This window comes from Myroides sp. JBRI-B21084 (genome assembly GCF_030545015.1).
Lineage (GTDB): Bacteria > Bacteroidota > Bacteroidia > Flavobacteriales > Flavobacteriaceae > Flavobacterium.
In genome coordinates this window covers 601,899-620,714 of record NZ_CP120653.1, presented here as the reverse complement: position 1 = coordinate 620,714, position 18,816 = coordinate 601,899, and the positions used below count along the sequence as shown (strand labels likewise).

Genomic DNA, 18,816 nt, shown 5'->3' with positions numbered 1-18,816 from the left:
TGTATTAATAATTTGCTTACAAACTTACTAATAAATTTATTATTTTTTTTATTTATTGTTTTTTTGTTTCATTGAATAAAAAGCGGTAAAAAACCAACTTGTAATTAAAAACATGCCACCTACTGGAGTAATTGGACCTAAAAATTTAAAATTGATACCTGTTAACGCTTGTGTAGCCAATAAATATATCGACCCTGAAAATAAAAAAACGCCTACGGTTGTTAATATGCCTATGGTACGTTTATTTTTATCGGTTAAAATGCTTAATTGTGCAATTAACAATAAAAACAATGCATGATACATTTGGTATTTCACCCCAGTTTCAAAGCTTATTAACTGTGCTTCGGTTAGCACTTTTTTTAAACCATGCGCACCAAAAGCACCTAAAATTATAGCTATAAAGCCAAAAAAAGCGGCAAGCGTTACTAACTTTTTAGTCATTTTGTATTTTTTTCAAATGTACAAATCTTTCATTAAAAACCACTTTAAAAATTATTTTAAAGCATTTTAACTAACTAAACCTATTTTTTGTAATTTTATACAATAACACGATGCTTTTTTAAGCAAAAAAACATCAATCTAAAAAAAAAAAACAATGCAGGTACTTTTAGCAATTTTGCCACTTATCGCAACAGTAGTATTACTTTTTTTAGCGTATTTTGCTTACAAAATGTATAAAAAAATAATGCGCTAATTTTAAACCTTACAATTAAAAAAGCGAAGTTAACCCTTTGCTTTTTTACTTTTTTTAAGCAAGCTGGTAAATTATTTTTAGTACATTTAGCATGAAAAAAAAAATTGAATGAAAAATGTACTTTTATTTGGTTCGGGCAGATCTACTTCTTCTTTAATCAAATATTTATTAGATAGAACCGAAAAATATCAATTTAAACTTTACATTGCCGACCAAAGCATTGCTTCGATTGAAGAAAAAATTGAAAACAACCCTAATGCTTTTGCTGTTATTTTAGATATACACGATGAAGCTGCGCGTAAACAATTAATTACCCAAGCCGATGTGGTAATTTCTATGATGCCCGCTTTTTTACACCCCATTATAGCTACCGATTGTTTAAACTTAAAAAAACACTTAGTGACCGCATCGTACATTTCAAACGAATTAAAAGAAATGGATGCAGATGTAAAAGCTAATGGTTTAATTTTTATGAACGAATGTGGATTAGACCCTGGCATTGACCACATGAGCGCTATGAAGGTTTTAGATGAAATTAGAGCAAAAGGCGGAAATCCAGTACATTTTGAAAGTTTTTGCGGCGGTTTGGTTGCACCAGAATCTGACGATAATATTTGGAAATACAAATTTTCATGGAATCCACGTAATGTTGTAGTTGCAGGCCAAGGGGGTGCAGCAAAATTTTTACAACAAGGTACTTATAAATACATACCGTATCAGCGTATTTTTAAACGAACCGAATTTTTAGAAATTGATGGTTTTGGAAGGTTTGAAGCTTATGCCAACCGCGATTCCTTAGGATACCGCGAAACTTATGGTTTACAAAAGGCACATACTATTTACCGTGGCACCATGCGTAGAGTGGGCTTTTCACGTGCATGGAATATGCTGGTACAATTAGGCGTGACCGATGACACCTACACTATTGAAGATTCTGAAAACATGAGTTATCGCGAATTTATTAATTCGTTTTTGTACTACCACCCTACCGATTCGGTTGAAGTAAAATTTAGATTAACTTTAAATGTAGAACAAGACGATACGGTTTGGGATAAATTTGTTGCTCTTGATCTTTTTAATAAAGATAAAAAAGTAGGCTTAAAAAATGCCACTCCGGCTCAGATTATGGAAAAGATACTATCTGAAAAATGGACCTTGCAACCAAACGATAAAGACATGATTGTTATGTATCACAAATTTGGTTACACGATGCCTAATGTATCCGAAACCTTACAAATTGACGCTACAATGGTGTGTTTAGGCGATGATGCATTACATACAGGTATGGCTAAAACTGTAGGTTTACCGGTTGGTATTATTACCCTTAAAATTTTAACAGGCGAAATTACTACTCCAGGCGTACAAATGCCAATTACTAAAGAAGTGTACGAACCTGTTTTAAAAGAATTAGAAACTTTTGGTATTATTTTTAACGAAAAAGAAGTGCCGTATGATGGCGGTATTTAACTGATAAATTATTGCAACAAAAAACCTCGATACTTAATTTATCGAGGTTTTTTTTATAAAATTTATTTAGGAAACGTTTCTAAAACTTTTGTAACAAATTCTTTAATTCGTTCTTCTTTTTTTGTTTGTTTTTGGGTTAAGTAACCAGTACCTTTTCCTTGCCAAATTAATTCTTTATTTGCAGCCTTTAAAACATCTACATACAAAACACCTTGTGTAGAAGTTGAAACCGATTGGTACCCAGGCCCCATCATCCAAGGGTTCCAACCCCAAGGGCGATAAAAACCGTAGCCCCATCCTCCATAAAAAGTATTAACATTAACTACTTGTTTAGCATCGGTAAAAATATTAATTAACATATCAGGATTATCGCTTTTTGTAAATCCTTTTGCAGTCATTTCTTCATCGATAGCTTTAAGAATTCGCTTTTTATCTAAATCAGAAATCTGCATTTTATCAACACCACTTTTCATAAAAGCGTACGTTTTGTACTGCTGAAAATTTACATTTTTATCAAAATCGGTTTGTACTTGTACCGAACTGCAAGCAGTTAGTACAAACAAAAAAAGCACCGGTAAAAGTTTAAAAAGTTTCATAATATTTTAGTCTAAAAGTTTATCATCTACAAAATTAGGCAATGTAACTTTTAAATTAGGTTCAGCTTCCATTGCGCGTTTAATAGCAAAAACAGCCCCTTCATTTCTTGCCCAGCTACGGCGCGAAATACCGTTGTTCACGTCCCAGAAAAGCATTGATTTTAAGCGTTGTTCTGCTTCCAATGTACCATCAAGAAGCATACCAAAACCACCATTAATAACTTCGCCCCAACCAACGCCGCCGCCATTGTGAATAGAAACCCAAGTAGCTCCACGGAAACTATCGCCAATTACATTGTGTATTGCCATATCGGCTGTAAAACGTGATCCGTCGTAAATATTTGAAGTTTCACGGTAAGGAGAATCGGTTCCAGAAACATCGTGATGGTCACGACCTAACACAACAGGTCCAATTTTACCTTGGTTAATAGCATCGTTAAAGGCTTTGGCAATATTCATACGTCCTTCAGCATCGGCATATAAAATACGTGCTTGCGAACCTACAACCAATTTATTTTCTTGCGCGCCACGAATCCACTGAATATTATCTTTCATTTGTTGTTGAATTTCAGCAGGCGACGTTTTAATCATTTCTTCTAAAACAGAGCAAGCAATTTCGTCGGTTTTTTGTAAATCTTCAGGATTATTAGATGCACATACCCAGCGGAAAGGACCAAAACCATAATCAAAACACATTGGCCCCATAATATCTTGTACATACGATGGATATTTAAATTCGCGTCCTAACGTAGGATTAGGGTTCATAACATCGGCACCTGCACGACTTGCTTCAAGTAAAAAGGCATTTCCGTAATCAAAGAAATAAGTTCCTTTTGCTGTATGTTTATTAATTGCAGCTGCATGACGACGTAAAGTTTCTTGCACTTTTTCTTTAAACAATTCGGGTTGATTAGCCATCATTTCATTTGCTTCTTCAAACGAAATTCCAACAGGGTAATAACCACCAGCCCATGGGTTGTGTAGTGATGTTTGATCGGAACCTAAATCAATATGTAAATTTTCTTTATCGAATTTTTCCCAAACGTCAACAATATTACCTAAATAAGCAATAGAAACGACTTCGTTATTTTGTTGGGCAATTTTAACTCGATTTACTAATTGATCTAAATCTTCAATAATTTCGTGTATCCAACCTTGCTCATGACGAATTTTAGTAATTTTTGGATTAACTTCGGCACAAACCGTAATACAACCTGCAATGGTACCCGCTTTTGGTTGTGCACCACTCATTCCGCCTAAACCACTTGTTACAAACAAGTTTCCTTTAGGTTCTTTACCAATTTTTCTAAAACCATTTAAAACGGTAATGGTTGTACCATGCACTATACCTTGTGGGCCAATATACATGTACGAACCAGCAGTCATTTGGCCATATTGTGTTACGCCTAAGGCATTAAATTTCTCCCAATCGTCTGGTTTAGAATAATTAGGAATCATCATTCCGTTTGTAACTACAACACGTGGCGCGTTTTTGTGCGATGGAAATAAGCCCATTGGATGTCCCGAATACATTACTAAAGTTTGCTCATCGGTCATTTCGGCTAAATATTTCATGGTTAATAAATATTGAGCCCAGTTGCTAAAAACAGCACCGTTACCTCCATAAGTTATTAATTCATGTGGATGTTGCGCTACAGCGTAATCTAAATTATTCTGTATCATCATTTGTATAGCTTTTGCTTGTAATGATTTTCCTGGATATTCATTTATATCGCGAGCGTACATGCGGTATTGCGGACGAAAACGATACATATATATACGTCCGTATTTTTCTAATTCTTCTTTAAATTCAGGAATTAAAGTTTGGTGTTGTTGTGGTTCAAAGTAACGCAATGCATTACGCAACGCTAATTTTTTTTCTTCGTTAGTTAATATTTCTTTGCGTTTTGGTGCATGATTTATGGTTGCATCGTAAACTGCAACTGGTGGTAATTGGGTTGGTATACCCTGAAGAATTTCCTCTTGAAACGTCATAACTTGTTTTGTATTTTTCTTTATTTTACCTATTAATTTACTGTAACCGTAAGGGCAATGTTTACATCCGCTAACACAACAATACCCTCTGTCTAACAGGTATTTTTCTGTAAAAATACGGTACCCTTCTGGCGAAAGATAAAAATCTTCCCCTTCAATTAATTCTTTTTTCATAATAACCACAAATTTAGTGATAAATTTTATTTTAGCAGCCTAAGCAATTTGTGTTTTAAAATACAATCGTGTTATTTAAAAATAATACCTTTGTTTTATGTGGTTAATTAAAACAAATTTTATAATTCCTAAGGGTTTTTCGGGCATTACGTTGTATCCGTTTGTTTTTGCGCACAAAAGAACTACTTTTAATAATGTGTTTATTAATCATGAAAAAATTCATTTAAGGCAACAATTAGAACTGCTTATTGTTCCTTTTTTTGTTTGGTATTTTTTTGAATTTTTATTTCGATTGATTCAATTTAAAAACAAAAAAACAGCTTACCGAAACATTTCGTTTGAAAAAGAAGCTTATGCAAACGAAAAAAACGAAAACTATCTTAAAAACAGAAAAATGTACACTTTTTTACGCTATTTATGATTGAACCTCAACAAAATGCCTTCAACCAAAAAATTAATATTCCAAATAATTTTGGAATTGAAGTATATGTAAAAAGAGAAGATGTTTTACACAGCGAAATATCGGGAAATAAATTTAGAAAATTAAAATACAATTTGCTTGAAGCTAAAAAGTTAGGTTTTACCAAATTACTTACTTTTGGCGGTGCATATTCTAACCATATTGCAGCTGTAGCAGCGGCTGGGAACGAATTTGGGTTTGAAACTATAGGTATTATTCGCGGCGATGAATTACACGATAAATTTTTACAAAACCCTACTTTAAACCAAGCGTCAAAAAACGGCATGCAATTTAAGTTTGTTTCGCGTACACAATACCGCAACAAAACCGATATTGATTTTATTGAAAATTTAAAAGCCAAATTTGGTACTTTTTATTTAATTCCCGAAGGCGGCACTAATGAATTTGCTGTAAAAGGATGCCAAGAAATTTTAACCGAAACCGATTTTATGTTTGATTATATTTGTTGCGCAGTAGGTACCGGTGGCACCATAGCTGGTATTATAAATAGTTTAAAACCACACCAACAAGCTATTGGTTTTCCGGCTTTAAAAGGCGATTTTTTACAAAATGACATAAAAAAGTTTTCAAAAAACAATCAATGGAAATTGGTAACTAACTATGATTTTGGAGGTTACGCAAAGATAAATGAGCAGTTGAAACAATTTATGAAGCATTTTTTTGAAAAAAATTTAATATCTTTGGATCCTATTTATACGTCAAAAATGTTTTTTGGTGTAATAGATTTAATTTCAAAAGGGTATTTTAAACCTAATTCTAAAATAATTTTAATACATACCGGAGGTTTACAAGGGCTTCAATCAAACATCGCTGAAATATGAAGAAAGTTTTATCTGTATTATTTACAGGATTGATTTTAATGAGTTGTAGTGCAGCTCATACCACAAATGTTAAAGAAAAAATTGCAAAAGAATACGGCAAAAACAACAATAAAAAGAAAGTAGTTGTTAAAACCCGCTCAGAAAGTATTAAAAGTACACAATCGCCCGAAAAAAAATTAAAATCTCCCATAAATAAAGAAGAAACTTTAATTGCTACTTCAAAAATAAACGTTTCAAAAAACACCATTGAAAATTATATTGATACCTACGCTGCAGTTGCAATGTATAATATGAAAAAATACGGCATACCGGCAAGTATTAAAATGGCTCAGGGTATTTTAGAATCAGGGTCGGGTAACGGACACTTATGTATTGCTGCCAACAACCATTTTGGTATAAAATGTAAAGAAGAATGGACAGGCGAAACCATTTCGCACACCGATGACGCACCCAATGAATGTTTTAGAAAATACAATAACGCTTTAGAATCGTACAATGATCATTCTGAGTTTTTAGTAAACCGCGTGTATTACAAAAATTTATTCAACTTAGAAATAAGCGATTACAAAGCATGGGCAAACGGCTTAAAACAAGCTGGTTATGCAACTGACCCTAACTATCCACAAAAATTAATCAGTATTATAGAACGATACAAATTGTATGAATTAGACCAAAAGGTGTTAGGCAAAGACTATGTAAAAATTAATTATACCGAAAACATCCAAACAACTGCATTTGTACCTAATTCAGAACACGTTTATACGGTACAAGCCGGCGACACACTTTACGCAATTTGTCAAAAATTTAATTCATCAATTGATGATGTTAAACGTTTAAATAATTTATCAACCAACACTATTTCTGTAGGACAAACAATAAAAATACAATAAAATGTTATACAAACGTAGCAGCGAATTATTCGTTGAAGCATTAAAATATATACCGGGAGGAGTTAATTCTCCCGTTCGTGCGTTTAAATCGGTAGGTGGAACGCCGATTTATGTAAAAAAAGCCAATGGAGCTTATTTATATGATGAAGACAACAACCAATATATTGATTATATAAATTCATGGGGCCCCATGATTTTAGGTCATGCTTATGAACCTGTGGTTAATGCTGTAATTGAAAAAACAAAACAAGGAACATCGTTTGGAACACCAACCGAAATTGAAACCGAAATTGCTCAACTAGCTGTTTCAATGGTTCCTAATATCGATAAAATTAGATTTGTAAATTCAGGTACCGAAGCTTGTATGAGTGCCGTGCGTTTGGCGCGTGGCTTTACCAATCGTGAAAAAATAATTAAATTCCGTGGTTGTTATCACGGGCATTCCGATTCGTTTTTAATAGCAGCAGGTAGTGGTTTATCTACATTTGGGGTTCCATCTAGTCCTGGTGTTACCAAAGGAACTGCGCAAGACACTTTGTTAGCTAATTTTAACGATATTGAGTCTGTAATTGAATTATTTAAAGCAAATCCAAACCAAATTGCTGCCATTATTATAGAACCAGTTGCAGGAAACATGGGGTGTGTACCACCAGTAAACAATTTCTTACAAAAACTACGCAGTATTTGTGATGAAAATGGCACCTTATTAATTTTTGATGAAGTTATGACAGGTTTTCGTTTAGCAAAAGGCGGGGCACAAGAGCTTTATAACGTAACTGCTGATATTGTTTGCTTTGGCAAAGTAATTGGCGGCGGCTTACCTGTTGGTGCATTTGCAGCGCGTACCGAAATTATGGATTATTTAGCACCTGTTGGTCCGGTTTACCAAGCAGGCACGCTATCGGGCAATCCATTGGCAATGGCTGCTGGTTTGGCAATGTTGCAAGCAATTAATAACGATACCGAACTATTCAATCGTTTAGAAGAAAAAACCGCTTATTTAGAAGCTGGTATTCGCAACGTACTTACCCAAAACAACAAAACGTTTACTATTAACAGAGTAGGTTCTATGATTTCGGTTTTCTTTTGCGATATCACTGTTGAAAATTACGAGGATGCTGCAAAAGCCGATACACCTGAGTTTAAAAAATTCTTTCACGATTTGTTAGAACGCGGCGTGTACATTGCTCCGTCTAGCTACGAAACTTGGTTTATTACCGATGCACTAACTTATGATGATTTAGACAAAACTATTGAAGTAATTAACGAAGTAACTAAATAAAAAAAACACCCCTAAAAATTTAATTGTTAGGGGTGTTTTTTTATTTATCAATCCATAATCACAATGTTATTACCTTTCTTTTTACCTGCAAATTTTTCTAATTTATAGGTTAATGAAAACATAATGTATTGTTTTAAAATGGTATTTTGTGTATCTGATATAGATGTAGGCGAAACACTTCTGCGTACGCTTTGGTTTTGATTTAAAATATCGTAAATTTTTACTTTTGCTAAAAAACGTTCGTTGTAAAAATTATATCCTAAGCTGGCATTCCAAAGTAAAAAATCTTTTCTAAAATTACTTGAAAGATTTGAATTGTATTCATAAACTATATCGCTTCCAAAAACTACATTTTTAGGCATGTACGATGTTACCATTAAACCTGCTTTGTGCGTAAAATAATTTGACTGATTTACTGTAAAGTTTTCATAGTTTGTTTTACTTACACTATAAGCATAATTAGGTTGTATAGTTAGCTTTTTATCAATATCTAAAGTAACATTTACTTTTGGTCCGTAACTTTTGCTATTTGCTGTGTATGCAACATTATTTAAAACACCTTTATTTAAATCACCACTAAAATTAAAGCCTGCGCTTAACGATAATTTATTTTTATCGCTTAATTTATAACTTTTGTTGTAATTAAAGCCAGACCAATAATGATACGTATTGTAAACATTAATATAGGTTGATGTTGCTACAAAATTTTCATCATATGCAACCGTATTATCAATATTTCGTGAACTATACGTTCCGCCACCATAAAAATAATAACCCGAACGCGATTGCCAATCATAATTATTAAAACTTAAATAAACGTTGTGTTCTTTGCTTGTTTTTAAATCTTTATTTCCTTTTGATTTGAACAATGGATTTGATAAGTCTTCGTATTCTAACAATTGATTTAAAAACGGACTTCTTTCGTTATAGGAATAATTGGTGTAAATTCTTTTTGACTTTCCTAATTCAACACTTGCATTTGCGTCAATTTCTGGCAAAATATCTAAACGCTTGTTTATATAATGATTATTGTTGTAAAACGATGTTACATTGCAGTTATTAAAACCAGTTCCAACAGTTAAACTTAACCACAATTTTTCGGTATTTATTTGATAACCTACACTTGGTTTTGTTATGGTACCTTTTAAACTATTTGCGTATGATAGTAAATTATTATAATTTGTAAAACTATTGTTTGCAGTATTAAAATCAAAAGTACCTTTACCTTGATAATCATTTTGCCAGGTTGTATCGTATTTAAATGTTAACGATTGGCTTTTATTTATAGGTTCGCGATAAATTGCATTAACTGTATATTCATCGGAATGTCTTGTTGCTTGTATTTGTTGATTTCGAATATCATCTGCAGCCGTTGACTGAAAGAAATAAGCCGCCGAATTTTTTAACTGATTGGTTTTATTTTGTGAATTTTTGTTTTCAAGACCAAAACTAACACTACGCCCTTTTTTCTTGAATCTTCGGGCTAATAAAATTTCGTTATCAAAACTGTAAGTATCAAGGTTTAAAATATCGTTGTTGTTTGACTTGTTTAAATCTTCGCCAAATTCATTTTTAGTTTGGCTAGCACTATTTGTATGTGTTGTGCTTATGCCTCTTTTAAAATTTGGAACAATTGTTAAGGTTGATAACGAATCTATTTCCATTTCAATATCGTAATTAAATGAATGATTTGTAGCTTTTGATTTTAATTCAGAACTTGATTCGGTTACAAACCTATTTTCAGGTAATAAATTTTCGGTTCGTGTTTTGTTTTTATTGTTATTTTCAACTTCGTTAAACAAGTAATTCATACTTACTTTGTTTTTTTTACCCCAATTATCGCTATAATTTAACCCAATCATATCGGTTTGACTGATTCCTTTTTGTCCGCCAAAATTTAATCCATTTACACTAAACGATCCGTCTGATGACCAACTAGAATAAGTGTTTCTACCACCCGACATGTTGTCCATAATTTCGTTGGTTGAAAAGCCTTGAGAATTAATATTATTAGAAGAACCCAAAAAACTTATTTTAAAATCGTTTTTAAAATAATTGAACAATAAAGACGATTCGTAACGATCATCTGTGCCATATCCAGCAATAAAACGCCCAAACAAACCTTTGTTTTTATCTTCATCAATTGTAAGATTTATTGTTTTAGCATTGCCAGTTGCTTGTGCACCTGTAATTTTTTCTTCTTTGGTTTTTGTATCGGTAATTTGTACTTTGTTAATAATGTCTTTAGGTAAATTTTCAATTGCAACTTTACCATCGGCACCAAAAAATGGTATTCCGTTTACCAACACATTATTTACTTCTTTACCGTTTACTTTTATTTTACCAGCTTCATCAATTTCAACTCCTGGTAGTTGTTCTAATAATTCTTTTACAGTAGCATCGGGGCGTACTTTAAACGATGCGGCATTAAATTCTAAAGTATCTTTTTTTACGCGAATTGGAGCTGCATCGGTTACAATTACCAATTCATCCATTACATCAGATGTTGGTTGCATGGTAATTACACCTAAATTTAAAATTTGCTTTAAATCTTCAATTTTAGTGGAATAATCTTCATAACCTAAATATGAAACGGTTAAAAAACTTGGTTCGTTTGCTTTTTTTATGGGAATTTTAAAATTGCCCAAAACATCTGTAATTGTGTAATCTAAAAGTGTTGAATCTTTTTGTGCTGATAAGTAAACTGTTGCTGATTCTATTGGAACTTTTTCTAAAGTTAGAACTTTGCCCGAAATTTCATTTTTTTGTGCAAAAAGCATTGTACTACAAAAAATAGCAAATAATAATAGTGTGTTTTTCATTAAATATTTTGTTTTATATTTTAGTTAACGATTAATTTATAAAAAAAGTATAAAAAAAAGAACATAATTTAACAACTATGTTCTTTTTAATGCGTTACAATTTAAAACACTATAATTCTCTTACTCTTCCTGGCATCATCATACGATTCATTCTGTTTGTTTTTTTTGTAGAATTTCCAAATTGGTTAAATTTCCAAGTTAGCGAAAACATTACATAACGCTGTAAAACGGTGTTTTCTTGATCTACAATTGTAGTTGGATTAATTACACGTGATGTTCCAATATTTCTATTCAACAAATCGTACACTTTAACTTTAGCAGTTAAGGCTTTGTTTAAAAAGGTATATGAAACGGCTGTATTCCACAATAAAAAGTCTTTTTTAAAACCTGGCGCTATGTTAGAATTGTACGTATAACTAAAATCGTTACCAAATGTAAAATTCTCTGGCCAATAGGTGGTTGTTTGCAACATTAAATTATGACGCACATAACTGGTTTCGGCTAATTGATAATTTTCATAATTGGTTTGATTGTACGATAAATTATACGATGGTGAAATACTTAAAATTTCGCCATAATCCCAAGAAGCATAAACGTTTGGCGAAATTGTTACACTATTAGCATCGTATAAAACACCATTTGCATATCCTTTTTGCTTGTCTAGTGAAACTCTACTTCCGGTACCGTAACGAATAGTGTGCTCATTAAATTTATACGACTTGTTCCAATGAAAAAACAAAGAAGTGTTGAGCGCACCCGAAACATTTGTATACGTTGTGGTACGTTTACGATTTTCGTTAAACAAGGTTGATGAAACAATTTGTGAATTGTAAAAACTTCCACTTAAATATACACTCCACCCTGATCGCATTTGAAAATTGTAATTTCTAAAAGCTACATTTACACGGTGATATTGTTCTTGATCTAAATTTTGGTTCCCAATATAGGTTTGTAAAGGATCGTTTAAACGTTCATAAGGTAAAATTTGAGTTGCCGATGGATTACTTACATTGTAATTGTAACCAACACTAAAATTTTTGCTTTTATCTAACTTATATCTAAAATTTCCACGAATATAAGGAGCAACAAAATCACGTGATACATTGTAATTTGTATTCATATACAATGCATTTGCGTTAAAATTAGCAATACTTAAGCCCGAATCAAAATACCAATTAAACATATCCGATTCGTATTTTAAGCCAACTGCAGGTTTATTTGTTACCGTTTTAGTTTGCGTTTGGTTTGATAATAAAGCGTTAAAGTCGGTGAAATTATTGCTAACTTCATTAAAGTTATAAGTATTTAAACGATCGGTTTCATTGTTTAAATCTATTGTATAGGCAAGATCAACAAACATTTTTGATGAAATTGGTTGCGTATAAGCCGCTCTCAAGCTGTATTGATCTTGCGTGCTGTTTGAAAGTTCTTGCTGATTACGAATATCGTTTGTTGGTGTATTTTGGTAAAATAACGTTGCTGAATTAGTTGTTCCTAAACCATTTGTTTTTGAGTTATTATTTGTTAGTTCTAAACTTAGGTTTTTACCTTTATCATTCAATTTTTTGTTGAATTCGATACTGTTTTCAAACGTAAAATTATCTGTTTTAGAGAACGATTTTTCTGTACTTTCATTTAACAACTCGCCCGAATTTTCTACCGATTTTGAGTTACTTACCGAACTTAATTCATTTGTGTTTGCAGTAATTGTAGGATTTACAAAAACATTTGTTGTTGGGTTAATTTTATATTCTAAACGCAAATTAGCATTGTGATTTGTGTTATTATTCAAGCGCGTTGATGCCGATTCGGTAATAAAATCACCATCGGGCAAAAGATTAATTACCCTAGAACGATTGCTGTTTTTATTTTGGGTATCTTTAAAATAGTAGCTTGCATTGGTTTCTAAATCTTCAAAAAATTGATCTGAATAATTAAAACCTATCATATTAGTACGGGTAATTCCGGTACTGTTTCCAAAGCCCATTGCACCACCTGAACGGCCTCCAAAACTTAAGAATTGACTGCGACCTCCACCCATGTTATCAAATATTTCATCCATTGAAAAACCTTCAGAATTTATGTTATTTGCCGAAGCTAAAACCGAAATTTTTCGATTGCCTTTAAAATAATTAATCAATCCGCTAGATTCATATCTGTTTGCATTGTAAATAACACTACCAATACCAGCGCTTAATTTTGCCATTAAACCTTTGTTTTTGTCTTCATCAATAGTAAAATTGATACTGGCGTTTTCGCTTTTCGCTTTTCTTCCCGAAAATTCTTCGCTTTTAGTTTTATGGTCGGTAACTTGAATTTTCTTAATTAAATCGGCAGGTAAGTTTTGTAATGCAATTGTACCATCGGCATTAAAAAAAGGCTTTCCGTTTACTAAAATCTGACTTACTTCTTTACCATTTACGGTAATTTTTTTATTGGCGTCAATTTCTACTCCAGGAAGTTCTTTCAACAAAGCTTCCACATTAGCATCAGGGCGCACTTTAAACGAAGATGCATTAAATTCAATGGTATCCGTTTTTACGCGAATTGGTGCATCGGTAACAATTACAATTTCCGAAAGCAAATCACTATCAAGTGTCATTTGAATAGTTCCTAAATCTTTAGAAGCCATTAACTGCTGAAATTTTTCAACTTTATTTTTAAACCCTAATTGCGAAAAAGTTAAAAAAGTAGGTTCGCTAACCGTTTTTAAATCTAAAGCAAAATCGCCCGAAGCATCGGTTGCAGCGTATTGAATTAAGGTTGAATCTTTTTCTTTAGAAAGATACATGGTTAAATCGGAAACAGGTTCGTTTTTTTCGTTAACTACCTTTCCTTTTAACTGAATATTTTGTGCAAAAATGCTTGTTGTACAAAATATACACAAAATGGTTACATAAAAATATATTTTCTTCATTCTAAATAATTGAAAAACAAAAATAAAGCGATTTTTCAAAATAAAAATGAAAAATCGCTTATAAAAAACAATTAGGGTTAGATTAGTTGTTTTGTTTTTTAAATCTTACTATTTTTTTTCTTTTTATTGCGTCCGTACCAAATCATAAAACCAGTAACTGGTAAGCTTGCACACAACAAACTAACAATAAAAGCTAATATTTTTGTTGGTAAACCACCAATTGCACCTACGTGAATATCGTAATTGGCATTTACCATTTTTTCTCCAAAATCTTTATCTTCTGGGTTGCGCGCATGAAGCAATTCACCCGAATTTTCATCAAAAATTAAGTTGCTGTTTTTGTAATAAGTATTTGGTAAATGGCGCACATATACTTCAAAATTTGGATGTTCATGATCGTCTAAATGTTCATGACCCAAATCTAAAGCAAACATATAAGCGTTGGGATACAATTGTTCTACTTTTGCTGCCATTTTATCTAAAGTAGTATCGTTTCTTAATGCAAGAGGCGCTGTGGTTTTAATATGTGAAAAATCGGGGTATTGTGTTTTTCCACCCGAAAAAACAACGTAAATCATTGCTTGTATAAAAAAGAAGGCATAAAACAATCCTGTAATAGAGAAAATTAATGCAAAAAACGATGTATAAAACCCAATAATATTGTGTAAATCGTAATTTTTACGTTTCCATTTTGTAATGTTTTTCCACTGAAACCAAAAGCGTTGTTTACGTGCTGCTTTATTTTTTGGCCACCATAAAATAATGCCCGAAATAAGCATAAACACAAAAATGAGTACGGGAATACCTGTTGCCCATTTACCCCATTCAGAATTTAAAAGAAAACCCCAATGCAAATTTTTTACAATATTAAAAAAGCTATATTTTTCATCGTAAACCTGTAAAACTTTACCATTGTATGGGTTTACATAAGCAAATTTATAAACAGGGTATTCATCAAAATAATTCCAAGCACTTGTGTTGTGTTCAAAATAATAAAATTGGTACGAAAGCGATCGATCAATTGGTATATTAACCCAATGTATAGGGTATTTTTCTTGTACTTGTTGTTGAACTAAATTTTCTAACTGTCTTAAAGGCAGCTTTGTTTTTTGCTGAAAATTAGGTTCGTTATGATGCATGTATTCCTTGCGTTGAATGCTTTCAATTTCATCTTTAAAAACATACAAAGCTCCGGTTATTGATATAAAAAATACAATAGAACCAATAAGCAAGCCGAACCAAAGGTGCAGCTTGCCAATTGTTTTTTTTAATTTAAAACCTGTGTTTTTTTGGTTATTTTTTGCCATTAAAATTTATAGTTTAAGCCTAACGAAATAGAACGTGCAAATTGTGGACTAACTGTTGACCAACCCGTGAAATACTTTTCGTTAGTTACGTTATCTACTTTTAAAACAGCGCTGTATTTTTCTGCATTGTATGATAATGCCATGTTAAAAACCGTATAACCTGGCAAAGCAAACGTACCAATATTTGCTCGGTTAAGTGTTAATAATTCGCTAGCAGAATTAGCACCTAATCCTAGACCAAAATTCTTTAATGCACCATTTTGAACGGTATAATTTGCCCAAAAGTTAAATACATTTTCTGGTCCTGCTTCTTCAGTTCTTAAACCTAAATAACCAGCCGTTGGATCGTCTTTAGTAACTTTATTATTGTTATGGCTATAACCAGCAACAATATTTAAACCGTTTATTGGGCTGCCTAAAACACTCATTTCAAAACCTTTACTTTGCACTTCACCCGCTTGAGTAGTATCTACCCCACTGCCCATTAATTTATTTTTAACGGTAATATCGTAATAACTTGCAGTTACTGACAAACGATCTTTAATTAAACTTGCTTTTGTACCAATTTCCCACTGATTTGCTTGCTCTGGATCAAAATAACGCAATTCACGACCGGTTACATTTCCATTGGTATCTGTTATATCAATTGCAGTAGCATCTAAATATTTAAAACCGTTCATGTAGTTAGCAAAAACCGACAATTTATCTTGAATTGGTTGATAAACGATACCTAATTTTGGCGAAAATGTTGTTTTGGGTTTAAGATCTTCTGTTGAATAAGCAGTTGGCTGACCGGTAAAGTGATCGGCACGTAAACTAATCATTGCTGATAGATTAGGTAAAAACTCCATTACATTTGAAAAATACGCACTGTAAATTTTAGTTTCAGCAGATTGCAACGCTGCCGAAGTTCCTAATAAAGCGGCATCAACATGTGGTGTAGTTAATTTACCTGCCATTGTATCGTTTTGGTCGATTAAAGAAACCGTTCCAAAAGCTGCCCAACCAGTACCACCTACTGAAAATTTACGTTGAAAATAATCTAAACCAGCAACTAATTTATTTTTAACCGAACCTATTGCATAAGTTCCTACAAAATTTTGTTGAATACCTGTTACGTTAGTTTCAGCTTCGCCTTTTGTTATAAAACGAGTAAACTCATTTCCATTTGCAGAATCCCACAAATATTGGTAGTAACCATTTGTTTTAGCATTACTTTTAGTTACAATGGTTGTTGATGTCCAGTTTTTTGCTAACTGATACTCTGCATAAGCTTGTAAATTAAAAGCTGGATTTTTTATAGTTAAATCGTTGCTTGTAAACGAATTTTTATAATTTTTCTCAAATAAATCAATTGATTGAAACGATAACGGACTGTATCTACTTAAAAAGATCATAGGTGCATTAGCCGCTTCTGAACTTTTAATTTCGGTGTTTACAAAAAAGGTTAATTTATCGTTTGCAATAAATTTTAATGAAGGTGCAAAATAAAGCGATTTATTAAAACCAGCATCTTGAAAAGAATTGCGGTAATTATAAGCAGTATTTATACGTAAAAAAGTTTGCTTGTTTAAAGGCGTATTAATATCGGCTGTTACTCGGTTTAAACCATACGAACCGTTTGTGTACCCCATTTCGCCCCCAAAAGTTTGAAAAGGTTTTTTTGCTGTTATATTAATTAAACCACCGTACGAAACAACGTTTCCGCCGTACATAGTACCCGATGGTCCTTTAATAACCTCAACACTTTCAATATTTGCAGGATCTAAACTACCGTTTGTAAAGCTAGGCATACCGTTTAACAAACGCGGTTGTGTAGAAAAACCACGCATGGTATAAAATTCAGCTCCATCGCTACCACGCCCTGTTGATTCCCATAAACGTGTAACTCCAGTAGCATTTTTTAAAGCATCGCTAAAAGTAGTAACTACTTGTTCTTTTAAAATGTTTTTACTAATTACATTGTAAACTTGCGGGTTTTCAATGTCTTTCAAAGGCATTTTGTTTGATGAATTTACGTTTTTTTGAAAGTAAGCTTCAATAACTAATTCATCTAAATTACTTGATTTTATAGAATCGGTAACTTGTGCATTTGTATCTATAGTTGCTGCAACAGCTGGTAATAATAGTAGTAACTTTTTCATCTTTAAAAAATTTACTGCAAAAGTAAAATCTGTTTTTATTTAAAACAAATAAAAATAAGATTTTTTTAGAAAGAATCTAAATAACAAAAAAACTTTCCAATAATATTTGAATAAACTACATTGCATATAAAGAAAAACATGTTGATATGTTGATATGTTGATATGTTGATATGTTGATATGTTGATATGTTGATAATACTATAAACATAAAGTTAAAAATCCTTTTAAAAACGAAATCTATTTTAAATATAAATAGGATTTGAAAATAACACACACAAGCAGTTGTAGTTGAAACTAATAGTTAAAAACGTTTCATTAAATTAATATTAAAACAAAAGTAAAATGAATAAACTATCAAAAAATCAATTTATATTATTAAACATAATTATATTAATTGTGATGCTTGTTTCAGGGGCTTTTTTGTCTAAACTTACGCAATTATTTTTAACAAGTGTATTTTTATTGTTATCATCGTTGTTTTTATTTAGCAAATCGCCTTTTTCTAAAAAAATAAGTTTAGCAATCATTTTTCTACCCTTATTATTGCTATATGCCAGTATGTATATTTATGATTTAATTGAGGAAGACGGTTTTTTGGGAAAACCATTTTTCTGGAGTTATTTATTGGTTGCGGTTTTGGTGTATGTAAATAATGTTTATAAAATTTCTAAAACCAAAATAATTACCTTTTTTATACCTTTTTGCCTACTTTTAACTGCTTATGTATATTATTCAAGAACAGAAAACGAAAAAGCAAAAATTGAAACTTCGCAATTAAAAAGTGTTACATTTTTAGATGAGAAAGGAATAGAAGTTCCAATAAATGCTTTTCAAGGCAAATTAACGTTATTTGAATTTTGGACTACATCTTGCAGCCAATGCCCCGAAAGTATTGCTAATTTTCAGAATTTAGCCAACATATATAAATCAAACAAAAATATTGATTTTAGGGTTGTAAATATCAACTTAGGTAAACGCCATAATAATGAAAGGTTTACCAAAATTGAATCAACAATATATTTGAATAAATTATATACTGATAAACAAATTTATAGGCAACTAAATTTTAATGTGGCGCCTACATTATTAATTATAAATGCTAAAAACGAAGTAGTATATTTTGGCTATCCAAATTTCACTAAGTTCACACAAAATTATTTACCTAATATTGTAGAGAAAGAGTTAGCTAAAATGTAAATAACAAAAAAAAACGCTTTCACAAAATG

Annotated in this window: 13 protein-coding genes; 6 read left to right on the top strand and 7 right to left on the bottom strand. The window is 31.9% G+C overall.

The genetic code is table 11. The annotated features are described in order from the left end of the window. Nucleotides 1–48: 48 nt before the first annotated feature. Nucleotides 49–441 carry a DUF423 domain-containing protein gene (locus P3875_RS03025; RefSeq protein ID WP_303444778.1) on the bottom strand — a complete coding sequence of 131 codons (393 nt, stop codon included), beginning with the start codon at nucleotides 439–441 and terminating at the stop codon, nucleotides 49–51. Nucleotides 442–802: 361 nt separating this feature from the next. Here P3875_RS03025 and P3875_RS03020 point away from each other — a divergent pair, with 361 nt between their 5' ends. Further along, complete coding sequence (locus P3875_RS03020) at nucleotides 803–2,161, top strand: saccharopine dehydrogenase C-terminal domain-containing protein (RefSeq protein ID WP_303444777.1); 1,359 nt, start codon at nucleotides 803–805, stop codon at nucleotides 2,159–2,161. A gap of 62 nt (nucleotides 2,162–2,223) precedes the next feature. Here the strand turns inward: P3875_RS03020 and P3875_RS03015 are convergent, their stop codons facing one another. Next, the gene (locus tag P3875_RS03015) at nucleotides 2,224–2,757 is read right to left on the bottom strand and encodes a DUF4136 domain-containing protein (protein ID WP_303444776.1); all 534 of its coding nucleotides are present in this window, start codon (nucleotides 2,755–2,757) and stop codon (nucleotides 2,224–2,226) included. A 6-nt stretch (nucleotides 2,758–2,763) separates the two neighbouring features. Continuing rightward, nucleotides 2,764–4,926 carry a urocanate hydratase gene (locus tag P3875_RS03010; protein WP_303444775.1) on the bottom strand — a complete coding sequence of 721 codons (2,163 nt, stop codon included), beginning with the start codon at nucleotides 4,924–4,926 and terminating at the stop codon, nucleotides 2,764–2,766. A gap of 97 nt (nucleotides 4,927–5,023) precedes the next feature. Here P3875_RS03010 and P3875_RS03005 point away from each other — a divergent pair, with 97 nt between their 5' ends. Genes P3875_RS03005 through hemL form a run of 4 tightly spaced genes read left to right on the top strand, consistent with a single transcriptional unit; the run spans nucleotide 5,024 to nucleotide 8,400 of the window. After that, a complete protein-coding gene (locus P3875_RS03005; protein WP_303444774.1) occupies nucleotides 5,024–5,347 on the top strand; it encodes a hypothetical protein in 324 nt (107 codons plus the stop codon). Next, nucleotides 5,344–6,228, top strand: coding sequence for a 1-aminocyclopropane-1-carboxylate deaminase/D-cysteine desulfhydrase (locus tag P3875_RS03000; protein ID WP_303444773.1), 885 nt, complete (start codon nucleotides 5,344–5,346; stop codon nucleotides 6,226–6,228). The genes P3875_RS03005 and P3875_RS03000 overlap by 4 nt, the downstream gene beginning before the upstream one ends. Next, nucleotides 6,225–7,118, top strand: coding sequence for a glucosaminidase domain-containing protein (locus P3875_RS02995; protein WP_303444772.1), 894 nt, complete (start codon nucleotides 6,225–6,227; stop codon nucleotides 7,116–7,118). Before P3875_RS03000 ends, P3875_RS02995 begins: the two co-directional genes overlap by 4 nt. 1 nt (nucleotide 7,119) lies before the next feature. After that, nucleotides 7,120–8,400 (top strand): glutamate-1-semialdehyde 2,1-aminomutase, encoded by a 1,281-nt coding sequence (gene hemL / locus P3875_RS02990; RefSeq protein ID WP_303444771.1) that lies wholly within the window; start codon nucleotides 7,120–7,122, stop codon nucleotides 8,398–8,400. 47 nt (nucleotides 8,401–8,447) lie between these two features. Here the strand turns inward: hemL and P3875_RS02985 are convergent, their stop codons facing one another. From P3875_RS02985 to P3875_RS02970, 4 genes are all read right to left on the bottom strand, one after another. Further along, nucleotides 8,448–11,222, bottom strand: a complete 2,775-nt coding sequence (locus tag P3875_RS02985) for an outer membrane beta-barrel protein (RefSeq protein ID WP_303444770.1) — start codon at nucleotides 11,220–11,222, stop codon at nucleotides 8,448–8,450. 109 nt (nucleotides 11,223–11,331) lie between these two features. After that, a complete protein-coding gene (locus P3875_RS02980) occupies nucleotides 11,332–14,139 on the bottom strand; it encodes an outer membrane beta-barrel protein (protein WP_303444769.1) in 2,808 nt (935 codons plus the stop codon). A gap of 98 nt (nucleotides 14,140–14,237) precedes the next feature. Continuing rightward, entirely contained in the window at nucleotides 14,238–15,446 is a 1,209-nt protein-coding gene (locus tag P3875_RS02975) for a PepSY-associated TM helix domain-containing protein (RefSeq protein ID WP_303444768.1), read from the bottom strand. Then, the gene (locus P3875_RS02970) at nucleotides 15,446–17,590 is read right to left on the bottom strand and encodes a TonB-dependent siderophore receptor (protein WP_303444767.1); all 2,145 of its coding nucleotides are present in this window, start codon (nucleotides 17,588–17,590) and stop codon (nucleotides 15,446–15,448) included. The genes P3875_RS02975 and P3875_RS02970 overlap by 1 nt, the downstream gene beginning before the upstream one ends. Before the next feature lie 342 nt (nucleotides 17,591–17,932). Here P3875_RS02970 and P3875_RS02965 point away from each other — a divergent pair, with 342 nt between their 5' ends. Then, entirely contained in the window at nucleotides 17,933–18,787 is an 855-nt protein-coding gene (locus tag P3875_RS02965) for a TlpA family protein disulfide reductase (RefSeq protein WP_303444766.1), read from the top strand. The last annotated feature ends 29 nt before the right edge of the window (nucleotides 18,788–18,816 follow it).

Coding starts and splice junctions, on each gene's coding strand:
- P3875_RS03005 (WP_303444774.1), top strand. CDS start 5,024: ATGTGGTTAATTAAAACAAATTTTATAATTCCTAAGGGTTTTTCGGGC.
- P3875_RS03025 (WP_303444778.1), bottom strand. CDS start 441: ATGACTAAAAAGTTAGTAACGCTTGCCGCTTTTTTTGGCTTTATAGCT.
- P3875_RS03015 (WP_303444776.1), bottom strand. CDS start 2,757: ATGAAACTTTTTAAACTTTTACCGGTGCTTTTTTTGTTTGTACTAACT.
- P3875_RS02975 (WP_303444768.1), bottom strand. CDS start 15,446: ATGGCAAAAAATAACCAAAAAAACACAGGTTTTAAATTAAAAAAAACA.
- P3875_RS02985 (WP_303444770.1), bottom strand. CDS start 11,222: ATGAAAAACACACTATTATTATTTGCTATTTTTTGTAGTACAATGCTT.
- P3875_RS02980 (WP_303444769.1), bottom strand. CDS start 14,139: ATGAAGAAAATATATTTTTATGTAACCATTTTGTGTATATTTTGTACA.
- P3875_RS02965 (WP_303444766.1), top strand. CDS start 17,933: ATGAATAAACTATCAAAAAATCAATTTATATTATTAAACATAATTATA.
- hemL (WP_303444771.1), top strand. CDS start 7,120: ATGTTATACAAACGTAGCAGCGAATTATTCGTTGAAGCATTAAAATAT.
- P3875_RS03020 (WP_303444777.1), top strand. CDS start 803: ATGAAAAATGTACTTTTATTTGGTTCGGGCAGATCTACTTCTTCTTTA.
- P3875_RS02995 (WP_303444772.1), top strand. CDS start 6,225: ATGAAGAAAGTTTTATCTGTATTATTTACAGGATTGATTTTAATGAGT.
- P3875_RS03000 (WP_303444773.1), top strand. CDS start 5,344: ATGATTGAACCTCAACAAAATGCCTTCAACCAAAAAATTAATATTCCA.
- P3875_RS02970 (WP_303444767.1), bottom strand. CDS start 17,590: ATGAAAAAGTTACTACTATTATTACCAGCTGTTGCAGCAACTATAGAT.
- P3875_RS03010 (WP_303444775.1), bottom strand. CDS start 4,926: ATGAAAAAAGAATTAATTGAAGGGGAAGATTTTTATCTTTCGCCAGAA.